Source organism: Methylobacterium sp. 1A (genome assembly GCF_058072805.1).
The window spans coordinates 363,157-381,468 of sequence record NZ_JBYQVE010000002.1 but is presented as its reverse complement, the minus strand read 5'-3'; the positions used below and the strand labels follow the sequence as shown (position 1 = coordinate 381,468).

At 70.7% G+C, this 18,312-nt stretch carries 32 protein-coding genes, 1 tRNA gene and 1 pseudogene; all 34 read right to left on the bottom strand.

Features of this window, described 5'->3' with window-relative positions:
• Positions 1-4: 4 nt before the first annotated feature.
• On the bottom strand, positions 5-418 hold the full coding sequence (locus tag ACX9MN_RS21970) for a hypothetical protein (RefSeq protein WP_489725448.1): 414 nt from the start codon (positions 416-418) through the stop codon (positions 5-7).
• A 4-nt stretch (positions 419-422) separates the two neighbouring features.
• Positions 423-1,436, bottom strand: a complete 1,014-nt coding sequence (locus tag ACX9MN_RS21965; protein ID WP_489725447.1) for a hypothetical protein — start codon at positions 1,434-1,436, stop codon at positions 423-425.
• A 60-nt stretch (positions 1,437-1,496) separates the two neighbouring features.
• A complete protein-coding gene (locus tag ACX9MN_RS21960; RefSeq protein ID WP_489725446.1) occupies positions 1,497-1,781 on the bottom strand; it encodes a hypothetical protein in 285 nt (94 codons plus the stop codon).
• Between the two features lie 15 nt (positions 1,782-1,796).
• A complete protein-coding gene (locus tag ACX9MN_RS21955) occupies positions 1,797-3,875 on the bottom strand; it encodes a portal protein (RefSeq protein ID WP_489725445.1) in 2,079 nt (692 codons plus the stop codon).
• Positions 3,872-5,179, bottom strand: coding sequence for a PBSX family phage terminase large subunit (locus tag ACX9MN_RS21950; protein ID WP_489725444.1), 1,308 nt, complete (start codon positions 5,177-5,179; stop codon positions 3,872-3,874). Before ACX9MN_RS21950 ends, ACX9MN_RS21955 begins: the two co-directional genes overlap by 4 nt.
• Positions 5,169-5,633, bottom strand: coding sequence for a DUF2280 domain-containing protein (locus ACX9MN_RS21945; RefSeq protein WP_489725443.1), 465 nt, complete (start codon positions 5,631-5,633; stop codon positions 5,169-5,171). The genes ACX9MN_RS21950 and ACX9MN_RS21945 overlap by 11 nt, the downstream gene beginning before the upstream one ends.
• A gap of 24 nt (positions 5,634-5,657) precedes the next feature.
• Positions 5,658-6,290 carry a putative metallopeptidase gene (locus ACX9MN_RS21940; protein ID WP_489725442.1) on the bottom strand — a complete coding sequence of 211 codons (633 nt, stop codon included), beginning with the start codon at positions 6,288-6,290 and terminating at the stop codon, positions 5,658-5,660.
• A complete protein-coding gene (locus ACX9MN_RS21935) occupies positions 6,290-6,565 on the bottom strand; it encodes a hypothetical protein (RefSeq protein WP_489725441.1) in 276 nt (91 codons plus the stop codon). Before ACX9MN_RS21935 ends, ACX9MN_RS21940 begins: the two co-directional genes overlap by 1 nt.
• Positions 6,565-6,861 (bottom strand): hypothetical protein, encoded by a 297-nt coding sequence (locus tag ACX9MN_RS21930; protein ID WP_489725440.1) that lies wholly within the window; start codon positions 6,859-6,861, stop codon positions 6,565-6,567. The genes ACX9MN_RS21935 and ACX9MN_RS21930 overlap by 1 nt, the downstream gene beginning before the upstream one ends.
• Entirely contained in the window at positions 6,861-7,034 is a 174-nt protein-coding gene (locus ACX9MN_RS21925; RefSeq protein ID WP_489725439.1) for a hypothetical protein, read from the bottom strand. Before ACX9MN_RS21925 ends, ACX9MN_RS21930 begins: the two co-directional genes overlap by 1 nt.
• The gene (locus tag ACX9MN_RS21920) at positions 7,034-7,159 is read right to left on the bottom strand and encodes a hypothetical protein (protein WP_489725438.1); all 126 of its coding nucleotides are present in this window, start codon (positions 7,157-7,159) and stop codon (positions 7,034-7,036) included. The genes ACX9MN_RS21925 and ACX9MN_RS21920 overlap by 1 nt, the downstream gene beginning before the upstream one ends.
• Positions 7,159-7,431 carry a hypothetical protein gene (locus tag ACX9MN_RS21915; RefSeq protein WP_489725437.1) on the bottom strand — a complete coding sequence of 91 codons (273 nt, stop codon included), beginning with the start codon at positions 7,429-7,431 and terminating at the stop codon, positions 7,159-7,161. The genes ACX9MN_RS21920 and ACX9MN_RS21915 overlap by 1 nt, the downstream gene beginning before the upstream one ends.
• Positions 7,425-7,658 (bottom strand): hypothetical protein, encoded by a 234-nt coding sequence (locus tag ACX9MN_RS21910; protein WP_489725436.1) that lies wholly within the window; start codon positions 7,656-7,658, stop codon positions 7,425-7,427. Before ACX9MN_RS21910 ends, ACX9MN_RS21915 begins: the two co-directional genes overlap by 7 nt.
• Complete coding sequence (locus tag ACX9MN_RS21905) at positions 7,655-7,825, bottom strand: hypothetical protein (RefSeq protein WP_489725435.1); 171 nt, start codon at positions 7,823-7,825, stop codon at positions 7,655-7,657. The genes ACX9MN_RS21910 and ACX9MN_RS21905 overlap by 4 nt, the downstream gene beginning before the upstream one ends.
• Positions 7,826-7,839: 14 nt before the next feature.
• The gene (locus tag ACX9MN_RS21900) at positions 7,840-8,613 is read right to left on the bottom strand and encodes a recombinase family protein (protein WP_489725434.1); all 774 of its coding nucleotides are present in this window, start codon (positions 8,611-8,613) and stop codon (positions 7,840-7,842) included.
• Positions 8,614-8,787: 174 nt separating this feature from the next.
• A complete protein-coding gene (locus tag ACX9MN_RS21895; RefSeq protein ID WP_489725433.1) occupies positions 8,788-9,030 on the bottom strand; it encodes a hypothetical protein in 243 nt (80 codons plus the stop codon).
• Between the two features lie 4 nt (positions 9,031-9,034).
• On the bottom strand, positions 9,035-9,178 hold the full coding sequence (locus ACX9MN_RS21890) for a hypothetical protein (RefSeq protein WP_489725432.1): 144 nt from the start codon (positions 9,176-9,178) through the stop codon (positions 9,035-9,037).
• Between the two features lie 107 nt (positions 9,179-9,285).
• Positions 9,286-9,361: transfer RNA gene (locus ACX9MN_RS21885), tRNA-Asn, on the bottom strand.
• A gap of 85 nt (positions 9,362-9,446) precedes the next feature.
• Positions 9,447-9,749: a hypothetical protein gene (locus tag ACX9MN_RS21880; protein WP_489725431.1), complete on the bottom strand. Its 303-nt coding sequence runs from the start codon at positions 9,747-9,749 to the stop codon at positions 9,447-9,449.
• Positions 9,750-9,947: 198 nt separating this feature from the next.
• Positions 9,948-10,187, bottom strand: a complete 240-nt coding sequence (locus ACX9MN_RS21875) for a hypothetical protein (protein WP_489725430.1) — start codon at positions 10,185-10,187, stop codon at positions 9,948-9,950.
• A 32-nt stretch (positions 10,188-10,219) separates the two neighbouring features.
• On the bottom strand, positions 10,220-11,086 hold the full coding sequence (locus ACX9MN_RS21870) for a hypothetical protein (protein ID WP_489725429.1): 867 nt from the start codon (positions 11,084-11,086) through the stop codon (positions 10,220-10,222).
• Positions 11,087-11,181: 95 nt separating this feature from the next.
• Positions 11,182-11,571, bottom strand: a complete 390-nt coding sequence (locus tag ACX9MN_RS21865) for a hypothetical protein (protein ID WP_447715184.1) — start codon at positions 11,569-11,571, stop codon at positions 11,182-11,184.
• Between the two features lie 63 nt (positions 11,572-11,634).
• Positions 11,635-11,844, bottom strand: coding sequence for a hypothetical protein (locus ACX9MN_RS21860; RefSeq protein WP_489725428.1), 210 nt, complete (start codon positions 11,842-11,844; stop codon positions 11,635-11,637).
• A gap of 5 nt (positions 11,845-11,849) precedes the next feature.
• Positions 11,850-12,053 carry a hypothetical protein gene (locus ACX9MN_RS21855; RefSeq protein ID WP_489725427.1) on the bottom strand — a complete coding sequence of 68 codons (204 nt, stop codon included), beginning with the start codon at positions 12,051-12,053 and terminating at the stop codon, positions 11,850-11,852.
• Positions 12,054-12,079: 26 nt separating this feature from the next.
• A complete protein-coding gene (locus tag ACX9MN_RS21850; protein WP_489725426.1) occupies positions 12,080-12,373 on the bottom strand; it encodes a hypothetical protein in 294 nt (97 codons plus the stop codon).
• Entirely contained in the window at positions 12,370-12,906 is a 537-nt protein-coding gene (locus tag ACX9MN_RS21845) for a hypothetical protein (protein ID WP_489725425.1), read from the bottom strand. The genes ACX9MN_RS21850 and ACX9MN_RS21845 overlap by 4 nt, the downstream gene beginning before the upstream one ends.
• A 55-nt stretch (positions 12,907-12,961) precedes the next feature.
• Positions 12,962-13,969, bottom strand: coding sequence for a helix-turn-helix domain-containing protein (locus ACX9MN_RS21840; RefSeq protein ID WP_489725424.1), 1,008 nt, complete (start codon positions 13,967-13,969; stop codon positions 12,962-12,964).
• Between the two features lie 5 nt (positions 13,970-13,974).
• A complete protein-coding gene (locus ACX9MN_RS21835; protein WP_489725423.1) occupies positions 13,975-14,592 on the bottom strand; it encodes a TRM11 family methyltransferase in 618 nt (205 codons plus the stop codon).
• Between the two features lie 100 nt (positions 14,593-14,692).
• A complete protein-coding gene (locus tag ACX9MN_RS21830) occupies positions 14,693-15,151 on the bottom strand; it encodes a RusA family crossover junction endodeoxyribonuclease (RefSeq protein WP_489725422.1) in 459 nt (152 codons plus the stop codon).
• Positions 15,152-15,378: 227 nt separating this feature from the next.
• A pseudogene (locus ACX9MN_RS21825) lies at positions 15,379-15,648 on the bottom strand (DUF2312 domain-containing protein); the annotation flags it as partial.
• Between the two features lie 68 nt (positions 15,649-15,716).
• On the bottom strand, positions 15,717-16,385 hold the full coding sequence (locus tag ACX9MN_RS21820; RefSeq protein WP_489725421.1) for a Gp49 family protein: 669 nt from the start codon (positions 16,383-16,385) through the stop codon (positions 15,717-15,719).
• 48 nt (positions 16,386-16,433) lie between these two features.
• Positions 16,434-17,102, bottom strand: coding sequence for a DUF2829 domain-containing protein (locus ACX9MN_RS21815; RefSeq protein WP_489725420.1), 669 nt, complete (start codon positions 17,100-17,102; stop codon positions 16,434-16,436).
• Positions 17,103-17,156: 54 nt separating this feature from the next.
• Complete coding sequence (locus ACX9MN_RS21810; RefSeq protein ID WP_489725419.1) at positions 17,157-17,453, bottom strand: hypothetical protein; 297 nt, start codon at positions 17,451-17,453, stop codon at positions 17,157-17,159.
• Entirely contained in the window at positions 17,450-17,914 is a 465-nt protein-coding gene (locus ACX9MN_RS21805; protein WP_489725418.1) for a hypothetical protein, read from the bottom strand. Before ACX9MN_RS21805 ends, ACX9MN_RS21810 begins: the two co-directional genes overlap by 4 nt.
• Positions 17,915-18,312: the final 398 nt, after the last annotated feature.

The window sequence follows — 18,312 nt, the reverse complement described above, 5'->3', positions numbered from 1 at the left end:
GGACTCAGTAGCTCATCACGGCGACGGAGCCGCCCGAGGCAGAGCAGGCCGCGTAGATCGCCGCCGTGGTCCGCCCGGCAGCGTCGAAGGTGAACGAGCCGCCCGGGGCGATCGGGTAGCCGGTCCCGTAAGCCGCGGCGCCCGGCATGATCTCGCACGCCACGGAGCCGGTGTTCGTCACGGTGCGGCGGCTGACCGGGTCGGCGGCCGACACCAGCACGCCGGCCGTGCCGATCCCCGACACCCGGGCGACGCTGAAGGCGCCGGTCGCGGGCGGGTTGGCCGCCAGCGGGTTCGAGCCGACGCCGATCGGCGCGCCCGTGCCGTCCACGAGCTGGTTGGTCTCCATCGGAGGCGCCGCGCGGGCTGCCCCCGTCAGGAGGGCCGCCAGCGCGACGACGAGGCAGGCGCGCCGCATCGGATCAGGCCTCCGCGCCCATCAGACGGGCCAGCTTGTCCGGGTTCTTCGTGGCGAACGCCTCGAAGTCCTTCTCGCTCATCGCGGCCAGCATCTCGAACGTGACCTCGCCGGCCGGCGCGCCGCCGGCGGCCGACAGCGACTTGCCCGGACCGGCCTGGCCGGCGGCGACGCGCTCGACCTTCTGCGCCGGGGTCTCGACCGGCGCGGGGGCGGGCGCGGGCTCCGGGGCCTTCGGGGTGAACCCGCGGGCCTTGGCGATCTGGAAGATGCGCTCCGCCGGCGAGACGCCCGCCTTCCGGGCTTCGAGGGCGATCTGGAACTCGTCCTGCTGGAGCGCCTGCTGGATCTGCGCCTCCGGCACGCCCAGCGCGGCATACTCGGCCGTCCGGCTCTGCATGACGTGGCGGAACGCGTCGGCGAAGGTCGGCTCGGCTGAGGCGAAGCGGTTGAGGTCGGACTGGTAGTCCCGGATGACCTCGCCGACCTCGCGCTCCTGGCGCTGGCGGGTGGTCTCCTGCGTGAAGCCGTTCTTCAGCTCCTCGATCTGCTTCTCCAGGTGCTTGGCGTACCCGAAGATGTCCTCGTCGGGGTTCGGCGGCGCTGGCGGGGTCTCCGGCTGGGCGGCGGCCGCGGGCCGAGCCTGCATCGCCTCGTTCAGCAGCTTCAGGCGCTCGTCGCCGCGCGCGTACTTCTCGCGGAGGTCGTTCAGCTCCTTCTCGACCGCCTTCCGGCGCTCGCGCTCCTGGTGGAACGCGCCGTGGCGGACGAATTTGCCCTTGTTCTCGTCGGCCGTGGCGGCGTCGGTCTCGGGGTCGACGACCTCGCCCGGGGCGGCCTCGGGGACAGCGGCGGCCGAGGCAACATCACCACCGGCCGGGGCGCCCTCGGCGGCCGGCGCCGCGGCAGCGCTCGACGGCGCATCCTCGCCGCGCTCGTAGGCGTCGAAGGCGGCCTGCTCCTCGGGGGTGAAGCCCTCGGCGTTGTCGCTGGTGGTGGCGAGATCGTTGTCGAACATGCTGTCCTCGTGACGTGAAGGGTACGGAAGCCGACCTGCGCCGCCGGCGGGCGGAAGGGGTCAGGCGCGCCAGGAGACGCCGTCGGCGCGGTGGCGCGGGGGCTCGGAAAGCGGGCGGGGCGGCGGCGGCGTGCGGCGGATGCCGTCCTCGGCGATCAGCGCCGCGACGGTCTCAGGCGAGCCCTCGACCAGCAGCATCGGCACGCCGACCTTGAGCCACACCTGGGAGGCGGGCGGATCGGCCATGCCGTTCTCCACCATGCCGACGTTGTCCGGGGCGACGTAGACCGCCTCGCCGGGCGTCTCGGGATCGCCGGAGTAGATCCGGAGCTGGACGAGCTTCATCGGCAGGCCTGCGGGTTAGAAGCCGACCTGGGTCGGGTACTGCTCGGGCCCGGCGGCGGGCGGCGGCAGCATCGCGAAGGGCGCCCGGTCCACGGGGAGCGGCGTCGGGGCCGGTGAGGCGTGCCGGTGCTGCTCGGACGAGGGCGCCGCCCCCTGCGACGTCTGCTGGGTGCCGTGCGCGATCTCCAGGGTGCGCCCGACCGTGTCGACCTTGTCGTACGTGCTGAGCGAGCGCTGGTGCTCGGCCTGGGCGCGCTTCAGATCGGCGCCGGCGGCCTTCTCCTCGATCGCCGTGAGCGCCTGCTGCATGGCGATCTGCTTCTGCTGCTGCGCCTGCGGGTCCTGCTGCTGGGTCGCGAGCAGCTCGCGCATCTTCGAGACGAAGCTGTCCGGGAACGGCGAGTAGGGCAGGACCTCGAGGAGCACCTGCGGGGTGATCATGTCCCGGATGATCGGCAGCACCGACACGAAGGTCTGCCAAACGACCTGCTGCTGGTTCGGCGAGGAGGGGGCCTCGTCGATGATCACGTCGAAGTCGCCCGCGGTCTGGTCGCGCAGGAGCGGGATGACCTTCTGGCCGGCCGGCCCGGTGATCCGCACGAGGCGACCGTCGGAGAGGTAGCGCTGGATGAAGTAGAGCCGCACTCGGCCGATGTGCTTCCGGGCCCGCCGCAGCGCGTTGAACGCGGTGGCGAGGATGTTCATCGCCGCCTGCTTGCGGTGGTACTCCAGGATCCCGGCCTGGTCGTTCTGCTGCTGGCCGAGCAGCTCCAGGTTCACGCCCGAGGAATCGCGGATGGAGCCGATCGCGAACTCCATCATCTGCCAGTGCCCGGCGGGCAGGACCGGCAGGGGCTTCTCCTTGATCGCGCCCGAGCGCAGCGCGCCCGGGTTCACCCAGGTTGTGGCGCCGGGCTTGGCCGCGGAGGTCTCGAACTGCCGGACGTCCTTCACCGCCGAGGTCTCGGCGAAGTGGCCGCCCTTGGACTGCCGGTTGAGCATGTCCATGGTCTGGCTCAGCCACTTGTTGGCGAAGCGCTGCGGGTCGCGCATCGGACGCACGATCCCGAACCACGAGCCCTTGTTCTGGTCCCGGTCACCCGTGAGGAAGGCGTAGGAGAAGCGGTCGCCGGCCGGGGCCGGGCCCTCCTCCAGCACGGTCGCGCCGAGGAACGCGCGCCGGTAGACGCGCTTCATCTGGTGGAACACCTGCACGGGCGGCATGCCCATGGCGGCGGCGCGCTGCATCAGCACCTTCGCCTGGGCCGGGTCCATGTCCATCGGCTCGCCGGTCTGCGGGTCGATGACGATCGCGACCTTCTTCCGCTCCCACCACTGCACCTCGACGATGGTGACACGGTCCGTGCCGGCGTCGGCCGCCTCGCGACGGTCCATGCGGTGCTCGCCCGGCTGGAGTTGGTGGTGCGGCTCGGCGCCGTCGCGATCCTCCGCCCAGGCGGCGTCGAGGTCGGACGGGTCGGCGTCGGGGAACAGGCCCTCGGCCTCGGCCCGATCCATCGTCTTCGCCCGAAACACACGGCGCGCGTCGGAGAGCCCGCGCTTCGTCGCGGTGTGGTCCCAGAACATCTCGAGCGGGTTGACCCGGTCCTCGACGTAGGCGCCGTCCGGGTTGATCTCGTAGTCCAGCCGCTGCTCGATCACGCCGACGCCGCAGATCACGGCATCCACGAAGGCGTCGCTCTCCTCGTCCTCCGCGTCGGCCTCGTCCGCGAGGTAGCGGGAGGCCTCGGTGAGCACCTCGTTCAGCGCCGCGTCGCCGACCTCGCGCGGCAGGTACTGGATGTCCTGGCGGGTCGAGACCTCGGAGCCCGCGACCGCCTTGATGACCGGCAGGACGCGGTTGAACGTGATCGGCGGCCGGCCCTGCTCCTTCAGCACGGCCTCGTCGGCGGCCGACCACTGGTGGCCCGCAACGAAGTCGAAGTCCTCGCGCGCGTCGGCCCGCCACTTCGACGAGGCGTCCCGGTCCGCGCGGAACCACGCTCGCAGCTTGCGGAACAGGGCGTCCCGGTCGAGCTGCTCCTGCTCCTCGGGCGAGACGGCCTCGTCGGCCGGCGCGTCGGTCTCGGTCATGCCGCCCATCCGGTGCCTTGCGTGGTCTCAGCGCGCTCGCGGCGACGGCGCCGGTCGTAGCGATCGTTCGGGGTGTTCACCGGCGGATCGTCCGGGCGGGGCTCGGCGATGGCGACGGCGAAGTAGCGGAAGGCGTCGGCCGCGTGGCTCGCCCAATCGTGCAGCGGGTTCTTCGAGAAGGCCTGCGTGTTTGGGTCGACGTCGTACCGGTAGTTCCGGAGCGCCTGCAGGCCGTCCGCGCACCGCTCCTCATCGAACCAGCACCGCGCGAAGAGCTGGCGGGCCGCGTCGATGCCGGCCGCCACGGTCAGGCGCGGCGTGATCCGCACCTCGTGCCCGGCGGCCCACATCTGCTGCTCGATCGTGCGCTCGGAGGCGAGGAGCTCGTTCTGCGCGTCGTGCGGGAGCCAGTGCTCCCCGTAGACGTAGCCCTGCTCGGCGGTCCGGGCCGCCAGCACGTCGAGGTAGTGCTGAAGCGCGAAGCCGCGGTTCTCGTAGAAGTCGATCAGCCGGAACTCGAAGCCGACCTGCTGGGCGAACCAGATGCTCGTCTTGTCGGCCCGGCCCAGATCCCAGAACGTGTGCACCGGCTTGGTCGGGTCGAACTCGACCTTCCGGAACCGGCCCGCCCGCGTCGCGGCCAGGATCTCGTGGGTGTAGATCGCCCCGTCGAGGACCTGCTTGCAGTTGCCGCCCCAGACCGTCTCATAGGCGACCGGGTCGCGCTCCTTCAGGTCCAACGCCTCCTGCCGGAGCACGTCGGGGAACCACGGGTTGTCCTCCCAGCCGATCTTCACGACCCGCGCGCCGGTCGGCGGCTTCTTCACGAAGCGCTGGTAGGTCTCGTCCTCCTCCAGCTCGGTGTTGAAGCTGATCCAGATCTCCGAGCCTTCCTTGCGGATGGTCGGGATCAGCACGTCCCAGGACGTCTTCGAGACCGTGCGGGCCTCCTCGACCCAGCATACGTCCACGCCCTCGGTCGACTTCACCGAGGCGACGTTGTGCCGGAGGCCCTTGAAGATGAACTCGGTCCCGTTGGTCCCGAGGATCCGCTTCTCCTGCGTGTCGTAGAGGTGCGACAGCCCGAGGAGGTCGATCTGCTGCACGAGGAGCGCGTGCGCCGATTCCGCGATGCTGTTCTGGAACTCGCGGGCGCAGAGCACGCGGAGCTTGCGCTGGGCGCCGAGGATCACGAGCGCCCGGCCGAACCCCCAGGATTTCGCCCCGCCGCGGCCACCGTACGCGACCTTGTAGCGGGCCGGCTCGAACAGGAAGTCGAGCTTCTCCGGGAACTCAACCCGCATCGACGGGCGCCGCCCGGACGAACGCGACGGTGATCCCGCCGTCGACCAGCGGCGCGCCGTCCTTGCCGGTCAGCTCGTTCTCCCGCTTGTTGGTGAAGACGCCCCCGACCTCCTTCGCGGCCTGGGCCAGGAGCTGGGCGGCGAGCGCGATGTTGCCTTGCGTCTCGGCCCGCTCGGCGAGGCGCTGCAGCGCGCGCAGCCGGGTCACACGGTGCGAGATGCCGATCGCCGCCGCGTTGTCCAGGAACTGCTCCCGGGTGACGCGGAACACCTCGCGGTACTGCTCGCTCAGGCCCTGCCCGGCGCGCCGCTCCGGATTGTACGCCTCGACCTGCTGCGGCGAGACCGTCTCGGCGAACTCAGCCTTGACCGCCTTCACCACCACGGAGGGCGGGTCGAAGCACGCAAGCTGCTGAACGATGAAGGTTTTCACCTCGTCGGAGAGCGTCGACACAGTCGCGAATCCGTCAATTCAGGATCAAACCCGGCGCCCGCAGGTGCCGCAGGCGCCGACGATGTCCGCCTCGCACACGATCGGGGGCCGGTTGGCCGCCTCGACCAGCGCCGCGGTCTGGCCCGCCGCCGCACCGACGCCGTAGCGGGCGACGACGCCGACGAACTCCTCGACGTCGTGGCCACGCATCGTGAAGATCGGACGCCCCGTCTGCTTCGAGAACCGCGGGGCGCCATAGGCGTCCTTCGCCTGCGCGCAGTGGTAGAGCTCGTGCTCGACGAGGGAGCAGAACGTGGCGTCGTCGGCCTGGTCCGCGAAGCCGGCGTCGAGCGTGATCATGAAATCCGGAACGAGGCCGAACCACGCTTCGACCTGCTGGAAGAACCGCGCCCGGGCCCACTTCCCGCCCTGGATGGAGGGGATCTCGGCCTGCCCGACGACGCCGTTTCCGCCGCGCGCGTTCGGCACCGACGTCCACATGAAGCCGAGCGTCGCCTCGCGGAGGTGCGCGTGCTCCTCGTTCAGCAGCACCGCGTCCTCGCTGACGAAGGCGGCGCGCGCCCAGGTGTCCAGCTCGGGCGCCGGCTCGAACGGTACCGCCGTGAGGGCGCCTTCCTGGCCGAGGAGGCGCTCCGGCGGGCGAGGGCGGGCGAGCATCAGAGGGCCCGCACGAACGGCAGCATCTCTTCCGGGACGGACCAGACGCCATCGGCGCCGGGCTGAAGGTCGACCACCTCGATGCCGTCGAAGCGCGAGGGCTGCCGGGCCTCGGCGGGCCGCATGGTGCGGAATTCGAAGGCGTCGGATGTCTGCGAGGTGGTGTGGCCGAACAGCGTGCTCGCGAGGTTGTCCTCGCGCAGGCGCCGGAGCCGATCGCCCATCTCGGCCTGAGAGCGGAGCAGCTCCTCGGTCGTGAAGAACGTCTTCGCCATCAGGCCCCCGTCATTCCCTCGACCGCCACGCAGCGCACCGACAACGTGCGGCCGCGCGGGGCCTCGCCGAACTGCTCGATGGTGGAGGCGTGGCCCTCGCAGGCGAACCGGCCGATCCAGCGCCGGCCGGAGACCGGGAGCAGGCGGCAGTCGGAGCCGCGGCAGGCACGGACCTTGATGCGGTAGCCGAGCGTCGCGGCCTGCGCGGGGCGATCGAACACCCACACCCAGCCCCAGCCGAGCGCCAGGACCAGGAGGATGCCGGCGGCGTGCCGGAGACCGACGACGCCGCGCATCAGTGCTTCGCCCGAGACGGCATGTCGCCGAAGAGCAGCGTCAGGCGCTCGGCCATGACGCGCACGTCGGCGGGGGCGGCCGGGCGGACCATCATGAAGGCGGCGGACCGACGCGGGCGGAGGGCCGCCGCGGCGATGCCGGCCAGCAAGATCGCGGCGCAGAGGCGGGGCATCAGCACGCGCTCCACTTCATCATGAACGCCACGAAGACGACCAGGAACACAATCGGGCCGAGGCCGATGTCGATGCCGACGATGCGGCCTTCGCGGTCCCGACAGACGTCGAACAGCTCGAACATCAGGCGCTGGCCCGCATGGCGACGGGCGAACCGCCGAGATCATCGGTCGGCAGCCCGAAGGACGGCGCAACGCCGACCTCGAACTCGGTGTGGCCAAGATGCTTCTGCGCGAAGGCGCGGGCGCTCTCGGCCGAGGAGAACTTCTCGGCCCGGGCCAGATCCTTCGTCCACACGAACGGTCGGTGGCCGTTCTCATGGGCACCGACCGTGTCGGCCTGTGCGAGGTAGCGGCGGAAGCGGCCGGCGCCGAACCGAACGACATGCATCAGCATGGGCGGGCGTTCCTCATCGCCATGGAGCGGCGGACCTCGAACTCGCCGGCCCGGGCCTCGTCGTACGGGGTCTCGACCGGGAGCGGTGTCGCGTCCGGGTGGCCGATGATGCCCTGCCGGCGCAGCTGGTCGCCGTAGGCCTGGGCCGCCGGGTCGCGCTGGAGGCGCTGCGCATGGCGAAGCGCCCGGTCCGCGTCGGCCGGGGTGAAGTCGGGGCGTGCGGTCACGCGATGCCGAGGCGCTTGTGCGAGATCCGGCGCCAGCCCTTGGTCGGGTGCAGCACGTGGATGGCATCGGCGCCGTACCGGATCGCGGCGATGCGCTTGGGCGCGATCGCGTTCCAGGCAGCAGAGATCGACGCCCGGTGGAGGGCGGCCTGGTAGTGCTTGTCCATGTGGGGGTCTCGCGTCAGCCGATGATGGCTTCGTGGGTCCCGGGCTGGAGCACGTGTTGCTCGGCGCCGGTCCAGGTGAAGAGGTACTCGACCGCCCCGCGGTACTTCGGGTTGTCGAGGACGTAGCCGACCGTGTCGTGCCGCCACCGGCGGCCGGTCGGGGAAGGGATGCCGTCGCGGTTCAGCCCCTCGGCGATGGCCTGGAGAGTCGCCCGCGGGCGCCTGCCGCGGCCCCGCTCCCGGAAGATCCGCCGGACGACCGCCGCCTGCTCTGGAACGATGACGAGGCCGCCGGCGCGGTCGGTGGCGTAGCCATAGGGGACCCGGCCCCCGGCGAAGCCGCCGCGGCCGGCCTTGGCCAGCTTCCCGCCCGCGGTCCGGTCCCGGATCGTGAACCGCTCCGATTCCGCCATGCCGGCGAGGATCGCGAACACGGTGCGCCCCATCGGCGTCGCCGTGTCGATCGGCTCGGTGACAGACCGGATGCCGACCTCGTGCGTCTCGGCCAGATCCGCCACGGTGGTGACGGCGTACCGGATCTCGCGGGCGAGCCGGTCGAACCGGTAGACCAGCAGCACCGAGAACTTCCCGTCGGCCGCGAGCTGCAGGACCTCCCCGAAGCCAGCGCGGTCGGCGGGCCGGGTTGCGCCGGACACGCCCGCGTCGGTGATGACCGCGACGAGCTCGTAGGCCTGGCTCTCGGCGAAGGCGCGGAGGGCTCGCTCCTGCGTCTCAAGCCCGAAACCGTGAGCGGCCTGCTCGTCGGTCGAGACCCGGAGGTAGGCCACCGCCCGGGTGGCCAGAACCGCCTTCGCGGCCTCTTGGGTTTTTATTCTGCCCCGGGCGCGAGCGGTTCGCCGCGACCCTGAAATCGCGGGTAAGTCACTCATTTTAGTGCGCTATTTACGCTGACGGGGCGGTTCTTGCGGAAATGTCTTGGTAATTCCGCATCGACCTACAAATCAGGCCGCCCGACGCCGCCTCGCGACGGTGAACGGCTTGCCCTTCTCGCTCCGCCCGGACAGGCCGAAGGTGCGCTTTTCCACGGTCCCGATCAGCGGCCGAAGCTGGCGGATCAGCGACCGGATGCGCCGGCAGTGATGGTCGCGCGCGGCGAGGTCGACGTCCTGCCGCCCGGTCGCGCGCAGGCGGCAGAGCGCGAGGCTCTCCTCCTCGATCGCGGTGACGATAGCGTGGGCGCTCATGGGTCTACCGCCAACTGCCGGTAACGCAGGCCACCGCGTAGCCCTGCCGGATTGCGATCTGCCCGTCCGGGCACTCGGAGGCTTTCCCGGCGATCCAGCACAGCCCAGAGATGACCGCCATGAGCGGCCAGACCATCCAGGGCTTCATCGTGCCCCCGAGGGCGCGGTCGGCAGGATCATGGGAGCCACGATAGTACGGAACACCGCCCGCGTCTGCCGGAGCAACGCCTAAGCTGTTGAGCGGGTTCGAAGAGATGGCTGGAACGGCAGGGTTCGAACCTGCGACCCTCGCCTTAACAGGGCGGTGCTCTACCAGCTGAGCTACATTCCACCGTCGGACACAAGAATGCCCGGCACCTTGCGGCCCGGGCATGTGTCTCGCGACGTTGGCGTTTTGCCGGGTTTCGCCCGACGGGTCAAGGCATCGGCTGGACCAACTCGGCACCGGTTCCCTGGATCAGACGCATCACCTCATCCAAGCTTTCCCGAACCGCGATATACGACGTGCCCTTCTCGTCGGTTGCCGTCGTGTAGATCATCGCGCCGCCCTGACCAGAAGAGCCAACTCTAATGATGTGATCAATATTAACCCAGGTTGGGCCCGGTGCCCGTGTGACCTTAATCCAGCCCATGTCTGCCTCCGTTCCGACGCGCCCATGCTGGCGCATCGGCCGGCCGGTGTCACGCGGCTGGCGGGTACGGTCCACGCCAAGCGGCATAGAAAGCCTCGTCGCGAACCCAAGTCTCCTCGATCGTCACCGTGGAATCGGAGACGTGCTTCCAGAAGCGGTGAGCTGCTGGCGACCGCGCGGCGAGCATCCGGTCGGCCGCGAACCGGTTGAGGCGCTCGTACCGGACACGCGGCCGCTCAACCCGGCGCCAGCCGAGCGGCGAATGGCTGATGAGGCTGCCGCACATCAGGCCGCGACCGGGAACAGGTGAGGGGCGGCGTCGAGGCACCCGAAGACGAACATCTTGAGGGCATTCGTGCGCGCCTCGCCAGGGTGGGCCAGCGAGTGCTCGCTGGAGATGATGAACATCCTCGACCAGTCCCCGACCGTGCAGCGGGCGAACATCTGATAGGGGCGCCCGGCCCCCTGGCCGGCGGCGAAGCAAGGGGCCAACTCGACGTGAGCCGCCCCGAGACGCTCCGCCAAGACTGCCCGCTCCTCGCCGGTGAGCGCCACGCTCACTCGCCACCGACCCGGCAGCGCGCCGCCACAATGTCCCGCACCCGCCCGCGCCCGGCGACGGCGCGCTGGACCTCCGGCTTGGCCTGCGGGGCGTAGCGGGCCTCCTCGCTGCCCCAGTACTGACCCTGGCCGGTCGGGACGGCCCGCCCGCGCGCGTCGGTCTCCTCGCCGGTCTTCTGGCCCTGGAAGAACCGCTCCTGAACATTCGCGACGCCCTCGGCCGCGAAGTCCTCGTCGAGGTTCTCCATCAGGATCCGGAAGTGCTCGGCGATGTAGGCCGTGCCGCGGTCGCCACCCTTGCCGCGGGCCTCGGCGAACTGGGCGAAGGTCTGGCGGCCGGTCAGCACCTCGTGGAGGAATCGGGCCCCGGGCACGCCGACCGCGCGGACGACCTTGTCCTTCAGCTTCGCCACCAGCCGGGCGTCGTCGATCGCGTAGATGACCGACAGCTCGTGCGCGATGGTCATGTCCTTCGAGCCGCGGACGCCGAAGTCCATGGAGCCGAGCCGGGCGCCGGAGGCGCGCTCGAAGATCGCCTGGACCTGGCGCCCGACCTCGTACTGCGAGACCGTGAGCCGCCCGTGCGAGCGCTCCATCTCCAGCACGTCGACGCGGCGGTTGACCGAGGCGAGCGTGCGGCCGCCGGGCGTCCACGGATCGTCGACCGCGACGGCCGCCGTCTGGATCGGGCCGCGCCTGCCCCGGACCGGCTTCGACAGGTCGGTGCGCGGGTCGAAGGCTCCAGCGTGGTCGTACCGGTCGCCGCGCGGATCCCGGCGCCGCTCCGGCTGAGCGAAGCGCACATGGGTGTGGGTTGCCGGCGAGCCGGCAAGGGAGATGGCCTTGGTCCTGGACGCTGCCACGGTTGTGCCCCTTGAGGCGGTCGACCTTCCGTCGATCCGTGACACCTGATCTGCGTCCCGTTTTTGGACACACGCAAGCGTGATCTATGCCTGCGTCACTCCGGCGTGCCCGTGACCTTTGCGTTCCATGCATCAGCGAGGCGGTGGCAGGCGCGCTTCCGGCGCCGGTCGAAGGTGCGCCGCTGAACCCCGACCTCGGCGCAGTAATCGGTCACGGTGCCGCCCGGGACCTCCCGCAGCAACCGCAGCCGCCGGTGCCGCCGGATCCGCCGCCGAGCCTTCGACCGGGCCCAGGTAAGGAGCGCGATCCGCTCCGGGCTTCCGACGCCCAGGACCTCGGCGGAGAACACGATCCAGTCGAAGGTTGCCCGCATCTCCTGCGGGTCGTTCGGCTGGAGCCGGTTCAGCCGGACGCTGAAGATGCCCGAGCTGGTGAAGGCCATGAACGCCGCCACCAGCCACCGCTCCACGTCCGCGCACGTCATGGCCGGCGGGTCCGGACCTTCGATCCTCAGCGGGTTCGCCATCAGCACCGGGTCAGCAATCCCCTACCGACCGTTCGATTCCGTCTCGGCCTCGAAGGAGGCCTGCGCGCGGTCCACGAGGTCGCGGATCACCGCGGCCAGCCGGCCGGCCTCCGTATGCATGGGCTGCTCCCGAACCATCGTTCGAAGATCCTTCCACCGAGACAGCGGCATCGTGATCGCCACGGTGACCTCGACGTCCTCGGGCTTCGTCAGAGCGATGCGAGCCTTCATGGCGATCACCGGGCCTGAGGCGCCGCCGGGCCAGCGTCGCCCTTCGGAGAGCAGGACCAGCGCACCGTCGTGTACCAGCCGCCCAGGCGCTTCTCAGCCTGTTTCCCGGCCTCCTCGCACGCCGAGGTCGTGGCGTACTCTGCGGTCGCCATCGTCATGCCGGTCGAAGCGGACGCGGTCGCGAGGTAGATGATCAGGATCGCCGACATGAGCATGTGTCCTCAGACGATAGGGATCAGGCAGCCGAGCGGCTGAACAGGTCGGGCGTCGGCGGATCGGCCCGAACGGGCTCGGCCGGCATCGGCGGCACCGCCACGCGCGCCTCGACGATCGCGCGGCACTCCGGGTCGCCGCAGGACCACATGCCGTCGCTGCGATTCCGGAAGACACCGAAGCCGAATGAGGCGCCGAAGATGCCGCACTCGGCGCAGACGTGCTCGGCCGGCGGCTCGCGGGCAGCGTCTGCCGCCTTCCGCGCGGCCTCGCGGTCGCGCAGCTCGGCCTTCCAGAGATCAGGGCGCCGGCTCACCGCGCGCCTCCCGCCTGGCCCTGGCGCTGGTCGAGGTGGGCCATCAGCCGGCCGATGTCGGGCCCGTGCCCCGTCGCGCGGAGCCGGGCGAGGTCCTCGTCCAGCTTCGCCCGCTGCGCCCGCGCGATCTCGGCCGGCGTCTCGGCGCGCCGGCGCTCGGGCTCGGTCTGGCGCATGCGCTGGAGATGCGCCTCGGCCACCTTCGCGACCTCCGCGCGCTGCTCCGCCGTCGGCACGTCGTAGACCTCAGCCTCGAGCACGCGCCGGATGTGCAGGAGCTGCGTTCGGAGCGGGATCAGGCCCTCGCGCACCTCCGCGGCGAACTCGGCCGGCGAGGGGCGAAAGCGCTTCGACCAGGGCTGAAGCGTCTCACCCGAGCGGAAGCGCTCGGCCGCCGCGTGAATCGCCGCCAGCGGGAGCCCTTTCACCGCGGAGATGTACTCCGCGATGAGCTTGTCGTTCTCCTCGTCGTCGCGTCCGCGCCCCTGCTCGAATCCGAGCAGCACCCGGGTCACGATCGCGTCGACAGCCACACGGTCCGGCGAGATTGCCTCGCGTCCACGCGCTTCCTCCCGCCAGGGGGCCAGCTCAGCCACCAGCCGCTCGGAGACGTCGCAGAGCGCTCGACGCTCGGCTGTCGTGACCGCCCTGTCCCGCCGCACGCAGTATCGCGTCGGATGGACGGGATGCCCCTCCAGACAGCCATGCCACGCCTCGATCCTGGCCACGGCTTGGCTCGGCAGCGGGGCTGTTAGCGTCGACGGAAGGCGGCTCGACATCGAAAGCTCCCTGCTGGGACTGTTGGTGGAGGCGGATCAGACGGCCGGCGAGGCCGGTCGGACGGTCAGCGGGGCGGCCAAGAGCCGGGAGGCGGTCCTGATCCTCGCGGCGCTTCCGCAGGCGGATCTCGACCCAGCTCGAGAAGTCAGCGAGCTCGCGACCGTCAGCGTCCTCGATGACGCTCAGCACGAAGACCGCTTCGTCCCGGGCGATCGACAGCCAGTGGCCCATGAGCTTGCGGGCGAGGTCGACCGGCCTGGAGGTGTTCGAGCAGATCAGCGCCACGCCGCGCTCGACAGCGGCGAAGCGGTCAGCCTTGCCCTTCGCGATCAGGTCGGCGTTCGAGCCAGCTGGCTCGCCACCACCGTCCAGCGCTCGCGCACCGCGGGCAGCATCACTGACCTGGCGGTTCCCTTGGTGGTTCAGTGACGGTTCAAACGTAGTGAGCCCGGCACCTCGTGCCGCTTGCTTGGAACGACGTGCCGGTTGATCGGAACGACGTGCCGGTTGCTCGCCATCAGCCGGCATCTCGTGCCGGTTGAGCGGTTCGCCCATGCTCAGGACCAGGATGTCCGAGGCCCGGGTGCCATCCTTGCGGCGACGCTCCCGCCGTTCGACCAGACCGGCGTCGACCAGAGCGGCGATGGCGTTCCGTACAGCCCGGACCGAGAACTCGGTGTCCTCGGCAAGCTGCTCCTGCGAGGGCCACGCTTGGCCGTTCGCATCCGCGTAGTCAGCGATTGCCACCAGGACCGCCTTGAGGGTCCCGCTGCCTGTCCGGGCTCGCTTAGCCCATGCGTGTGCCTGCACTGACATGGCCGCTACTCCGCCGCCATCGGCATCGGACCGGGCGCATGGTCGGCCTCGGTGAAGTCCTCCCAGGACATGCGGCTGAGCTGCGTCGGGCCGCGGTGGGAGAGGTCCCAGACGAACCAGGCGAAGGCCATGTTCGAGGACGCCTTCGGGCCCTCCCAGCCATCCCGGTGCATCATCGGCAGGCGCTTGCGGAAGCAATGCACCCGAGCCAGCGTGCCGGTGTCGAGGATGGAGCCGCGGGAGATGCTCTCGTAGAACGAGAACCGGAGCAGCATCATCACGCGCGGGCAGAGCCGCACCGCGTGCTCCACGAAGGCGCGGGCGTCCTTATAGGGCGGGTTCGTGACGATGCAGTCGATGCCCTCGGGCGCCGCGTCGAACTTCAGGAAGTCGCGGCCGGAGAACTGCCCCTCCCAGCCATAGTCGACGAGGTCGGTGGCCAGCACCTCGTGCCCGCCCGCGCACAACTCGCGCACGATGGCGCCAGGACCGCAGGCCGGCTCCCAGATGCGCCGCGGCATCCACTCGATCGCCATCAGCGCGCGCACGGCCACGGCCGGCGTCTCGTAGAGGTCGTTCCCGCGCTCGGAGAGCGCATGCGCCTTGTTCTCGCGGTGGGTCACGGCTCGGACCTCCGGAGGCGCGAGGAATCGGCGCTGGCGCGCACGACGAGGGAGATGCTGCCGGAGAGCGCGCGGCCCGCGAGGATGGGGAGGTGCCATGTCATGCCACCGCCTCCAGCGGAGGGCGCACGGGGGCGATCGGCTCTAGGGCGGCGCCGTCGGACAGGCCGCGCACCGTGGCGGCGACCTCGTCGTGCTCGGCGTGCCACTCCAGCAGCGCGCGGACCGCGTTCCGGTCGTTGTCGACGACGCCGTGCCGCTGGAGCAGGTCGGAGACCGCCTTGACCGAGTTGTCGAGATCCATGCGGGACGAGCGCGGCACGGCCAGCAGCAGGACGTAGGGGCCCGGCACGCGCCCCGGGCGCTGGGCCTGGAGACGCCAGCCGGCGCCGTCGATCCAGGCCCGGTAGACGTCGGACCGGTGCGGCCCCTTGCCGTGGCCGTGCCGGTAGAGGGCGTTCACCGAGGGCGGGACCGGCAGGAGCACGGTCACGGAATCGACCACGCGGCGGCCGGGCGGCGCGAACACGGGGCCATGAGAGGAGGGCGAGCGGCGCATGGCGGTCACCGGCTCGCTGCGATGGCGTCTTCGAGGTCGATCTGACGCGCGGCAGAGCCGCCGCGGCGGTTGCGCTGCGCGTGCGCCTCGACGCCGAGCGAGGCCGATGCGCGGGCGAGGCCGGCGCCGGTGGTCTCGACCGGCTCCATGCCGGGCCCGGAGATCGTTATCCGGCTCTCGGCGAACTCCCGGCTCACAGCGGCCCGGCCGAGCGGCGTGTCTGCCAGCATGCCGAGGGCCTGCATGTAGAGATCGAGGATCGCCTCCTGTTCCTGGCGCTCGGAGTGATCCTGCTTGCGGATGCGGAGGATGGTCCGCATCGCCTTCGTGTCAAAGCCGCGACCCTTGGCTTCGGCGAACACCTCTTTGATGTCGCCGAGGATGCCGGCCTTCTCCTCCTCTAGGCGTTCCAGCCGCTCGATGAACTGTCGAAGTTCATCCGCAGCGACGCCATCAGCGGCCGAGACTTGATCGGGGGAAGATCTTGTGGCCTTCATAGCTCAACCCGTCGCAGGGGATTTCATCGTCCGCCCGGTCTGTTCGCGCAGGCCGGGCGGTTCTCGTTTCAGGGGTGCGGGCGGTTGCCCGGCAGGCGCGGGTCGTGACCGCCGTGACGGGGCACGCGCGGCTCCTCGACGACGGGCGAGCGGTCGCTGATCGGATCAGCCCCGGCCGCCGTCAGACGCTCGCGCAGGAGGTAGCCCTCGAACGCCCAGATCTGCCGAAATGCGTCGTCGTAGGCGTACCGCTCGCCCTTGACCTGGTCGTAGTTCTCGGGCGAGGCGCAGGCCGATTTGCCGACGATCGCGAAGCCGTTGGCCAGCGTCAGTATGCAGATCGTGAGCGTCTTCGAGCGGAAGTACTCTGCGCTCGCGACCTTGGCCTCCATGTCCTCGACGGTGACGCGCGGAGCCGGGGCGTTCGACAGTCCGGCATCGGCCTCCGCGCGGGTGATCGCCGGCTTGCCGGTGGCGTCGGGCTCGCGGGACGCCGGCATGTAGGACGCCGCGAAGATGTCCGGCTTGCAGGGGTACAGCTCGCCCTTCACACCGCGGATGATCCAGTCGCCGGGCGAGGCGATCATGGAGCCTTCCAGCGTGTCGATGAGCGCGGTGCCGTCCTCGACGTAGCGCACCCGGCCGGATGCCACGTCGGCGGCCAGCTCGGACCGCTGCTCACCAGCCAGGAACTGCACCGCTTCGATCGTGACCGGCTTCTTCGTGTACTGGGGCATGACGGCTCCTCAGGGTGAGCCGAGCGGCCGCGCCGCCCGGAGAAGGGATCAGGCGGAGACGACCATCCAGTCGTCGGCGAGCATGTCGGACTGGGAAGCCAGCCAGCCCATGAGGATCTCGCCGGTGGCGGTCTTCATGTTGATGCAGGGCAGGACGGTCGCGGAGCCGCCGTTGAGGCGAGCGAACTCGCTGCACGGCTTCGACCAGAAGTTCTCGAAGGAGATCTCGCGGCCCGCCAGCGGTCCGGACAGCGCGAGCCACATGCCCTTGCCGTTCCAGCCTTCGCGGGCGATCCGGTCGCCTGCCTTGAGCTGCTCCAGGGCTTGCCCGAACGTCAGCCCACGGCCGCCGCCCTCGTAGGACTTGCGGTGCTCGGCCGGCCCGATCGCCGAGTAGCCGTCCTCGAACACCGCGCGCGGCGAGTGCGAGAGGTAGCCGTCGCTCTGCCCGGGGACCGGGCCGTACCGGACGAGCATGTCGCCCTCGGTCGGGGCGCCACGCGAGGCGAAGCCGGCCGGGACGTCGACGACGGTGCCGCCGACCAAGGCAATGCGGCCCGACCCGTCAGCGCGGAACTCGGCCGCCGCGATCGGGTAGGCCTCGACCTGCTTGTGCGAGACGTGCGTCGGCGAGAACGGCGGGAGCGGGCTGCCGATGACGACGCCCTGGTCCGACGGCACCACGTCGCCGCTCTGGTCTTTCGGTCCGCAACCCATGCTCAGCTCCTGAAGGTGGCCGAGCGGCGCCGATCGCCGCCCGAAGGTGGCGGGTCAGCCGATGGCGGACTGGATGCGCGAGACAGCCAGCTCGATGCGCATGGCGGGGGTTGCGAGGCCGCCGACGAGCGCAGCGAGCACCGACACCGCCCCGGCCGGCTGGGCGGAGGCGTTGAGGCTGCTGGTATCGGCGCCCGCTGGGACCGCACCGCTCAGCTTGTCAGCCAGCGCCTCAAGGCTCGTGGCGGCGTCATCCATCCGGGAGCGCGTGTCCCCCAGGTCCTTCGTCACGCTCGCGAGCGTGCTCGGCGCCGCCTTCGCGTAGATCTGCGACCCGTCCGACATGTTCACTCCTCCTCGTTCGCGGCCCGCCACAGCGGCAGGTCGATCAGGTCCGCCGAACCCAGCGGGCCCGGCACACGCGGCGCAGCATCCGCACGGACCAGTGCGGGTGCGGGCGACCGTCCTGGACGGCGCGGAGCAGGGCCTGCCGCCGCGCGAAGAACAGCTTGAGCCTCAGCCACAGCAGGGTGCGCAGACCCGGCGATCGCGGCGGTGACCTCGACGTCATGGGCGAGCCTCCTGAGTTGCCGCTCGCATTCGGCGGCGTGGGCGGCCTCGATCCGGGCGAGGATGTGCGAGGCGATTTCCTTGGGGGGCCGGTACCGGAGCGCCCACAGCTTCCCGAAGGGGATGGCGGCGCGCGTCGCGATCCGGCGCATGGCGTTGGCCGTGTCGCCTGGGCCGCGCGTCTCGAAGCGCAGCAGCTCGTCGAAGGCGCTCCGCGCCCGCATCACGTCAGCGTCCGGCATTTGAGCTTTCCGCAAAAACCTTTTGCACATCCACAAATCCACCCGTGGTTACTTGCGACCACGGACGGAGGGAGCCGACATGCAGAGGGAGTTCTTGAGGGTACGCACGACACACAGCGCGACCGCCGGCTTGGCGGCAGGGACGGGCGCGCAGGAGAAGGGACGACCCGGCCGAGGGTCCGAGATTGCGATGGTCTCGGCCGGGTCGCTCGCTGGCGGGAGGCGTGAGCCTGCGACCGCTGCGATGGGGAATGAGGGACGCCTGCCCGCCGTTGTCGAAACGGAGGGGAAGGTGCGGGCAGGCGATCGGCCGGTGAAGCCCGGCGCAATGGGGGGAAGCTGTGCACAGGCGCGCAACAGCAAGTAGAGACGCTGTCACGATCCGCGAGTTACTATCA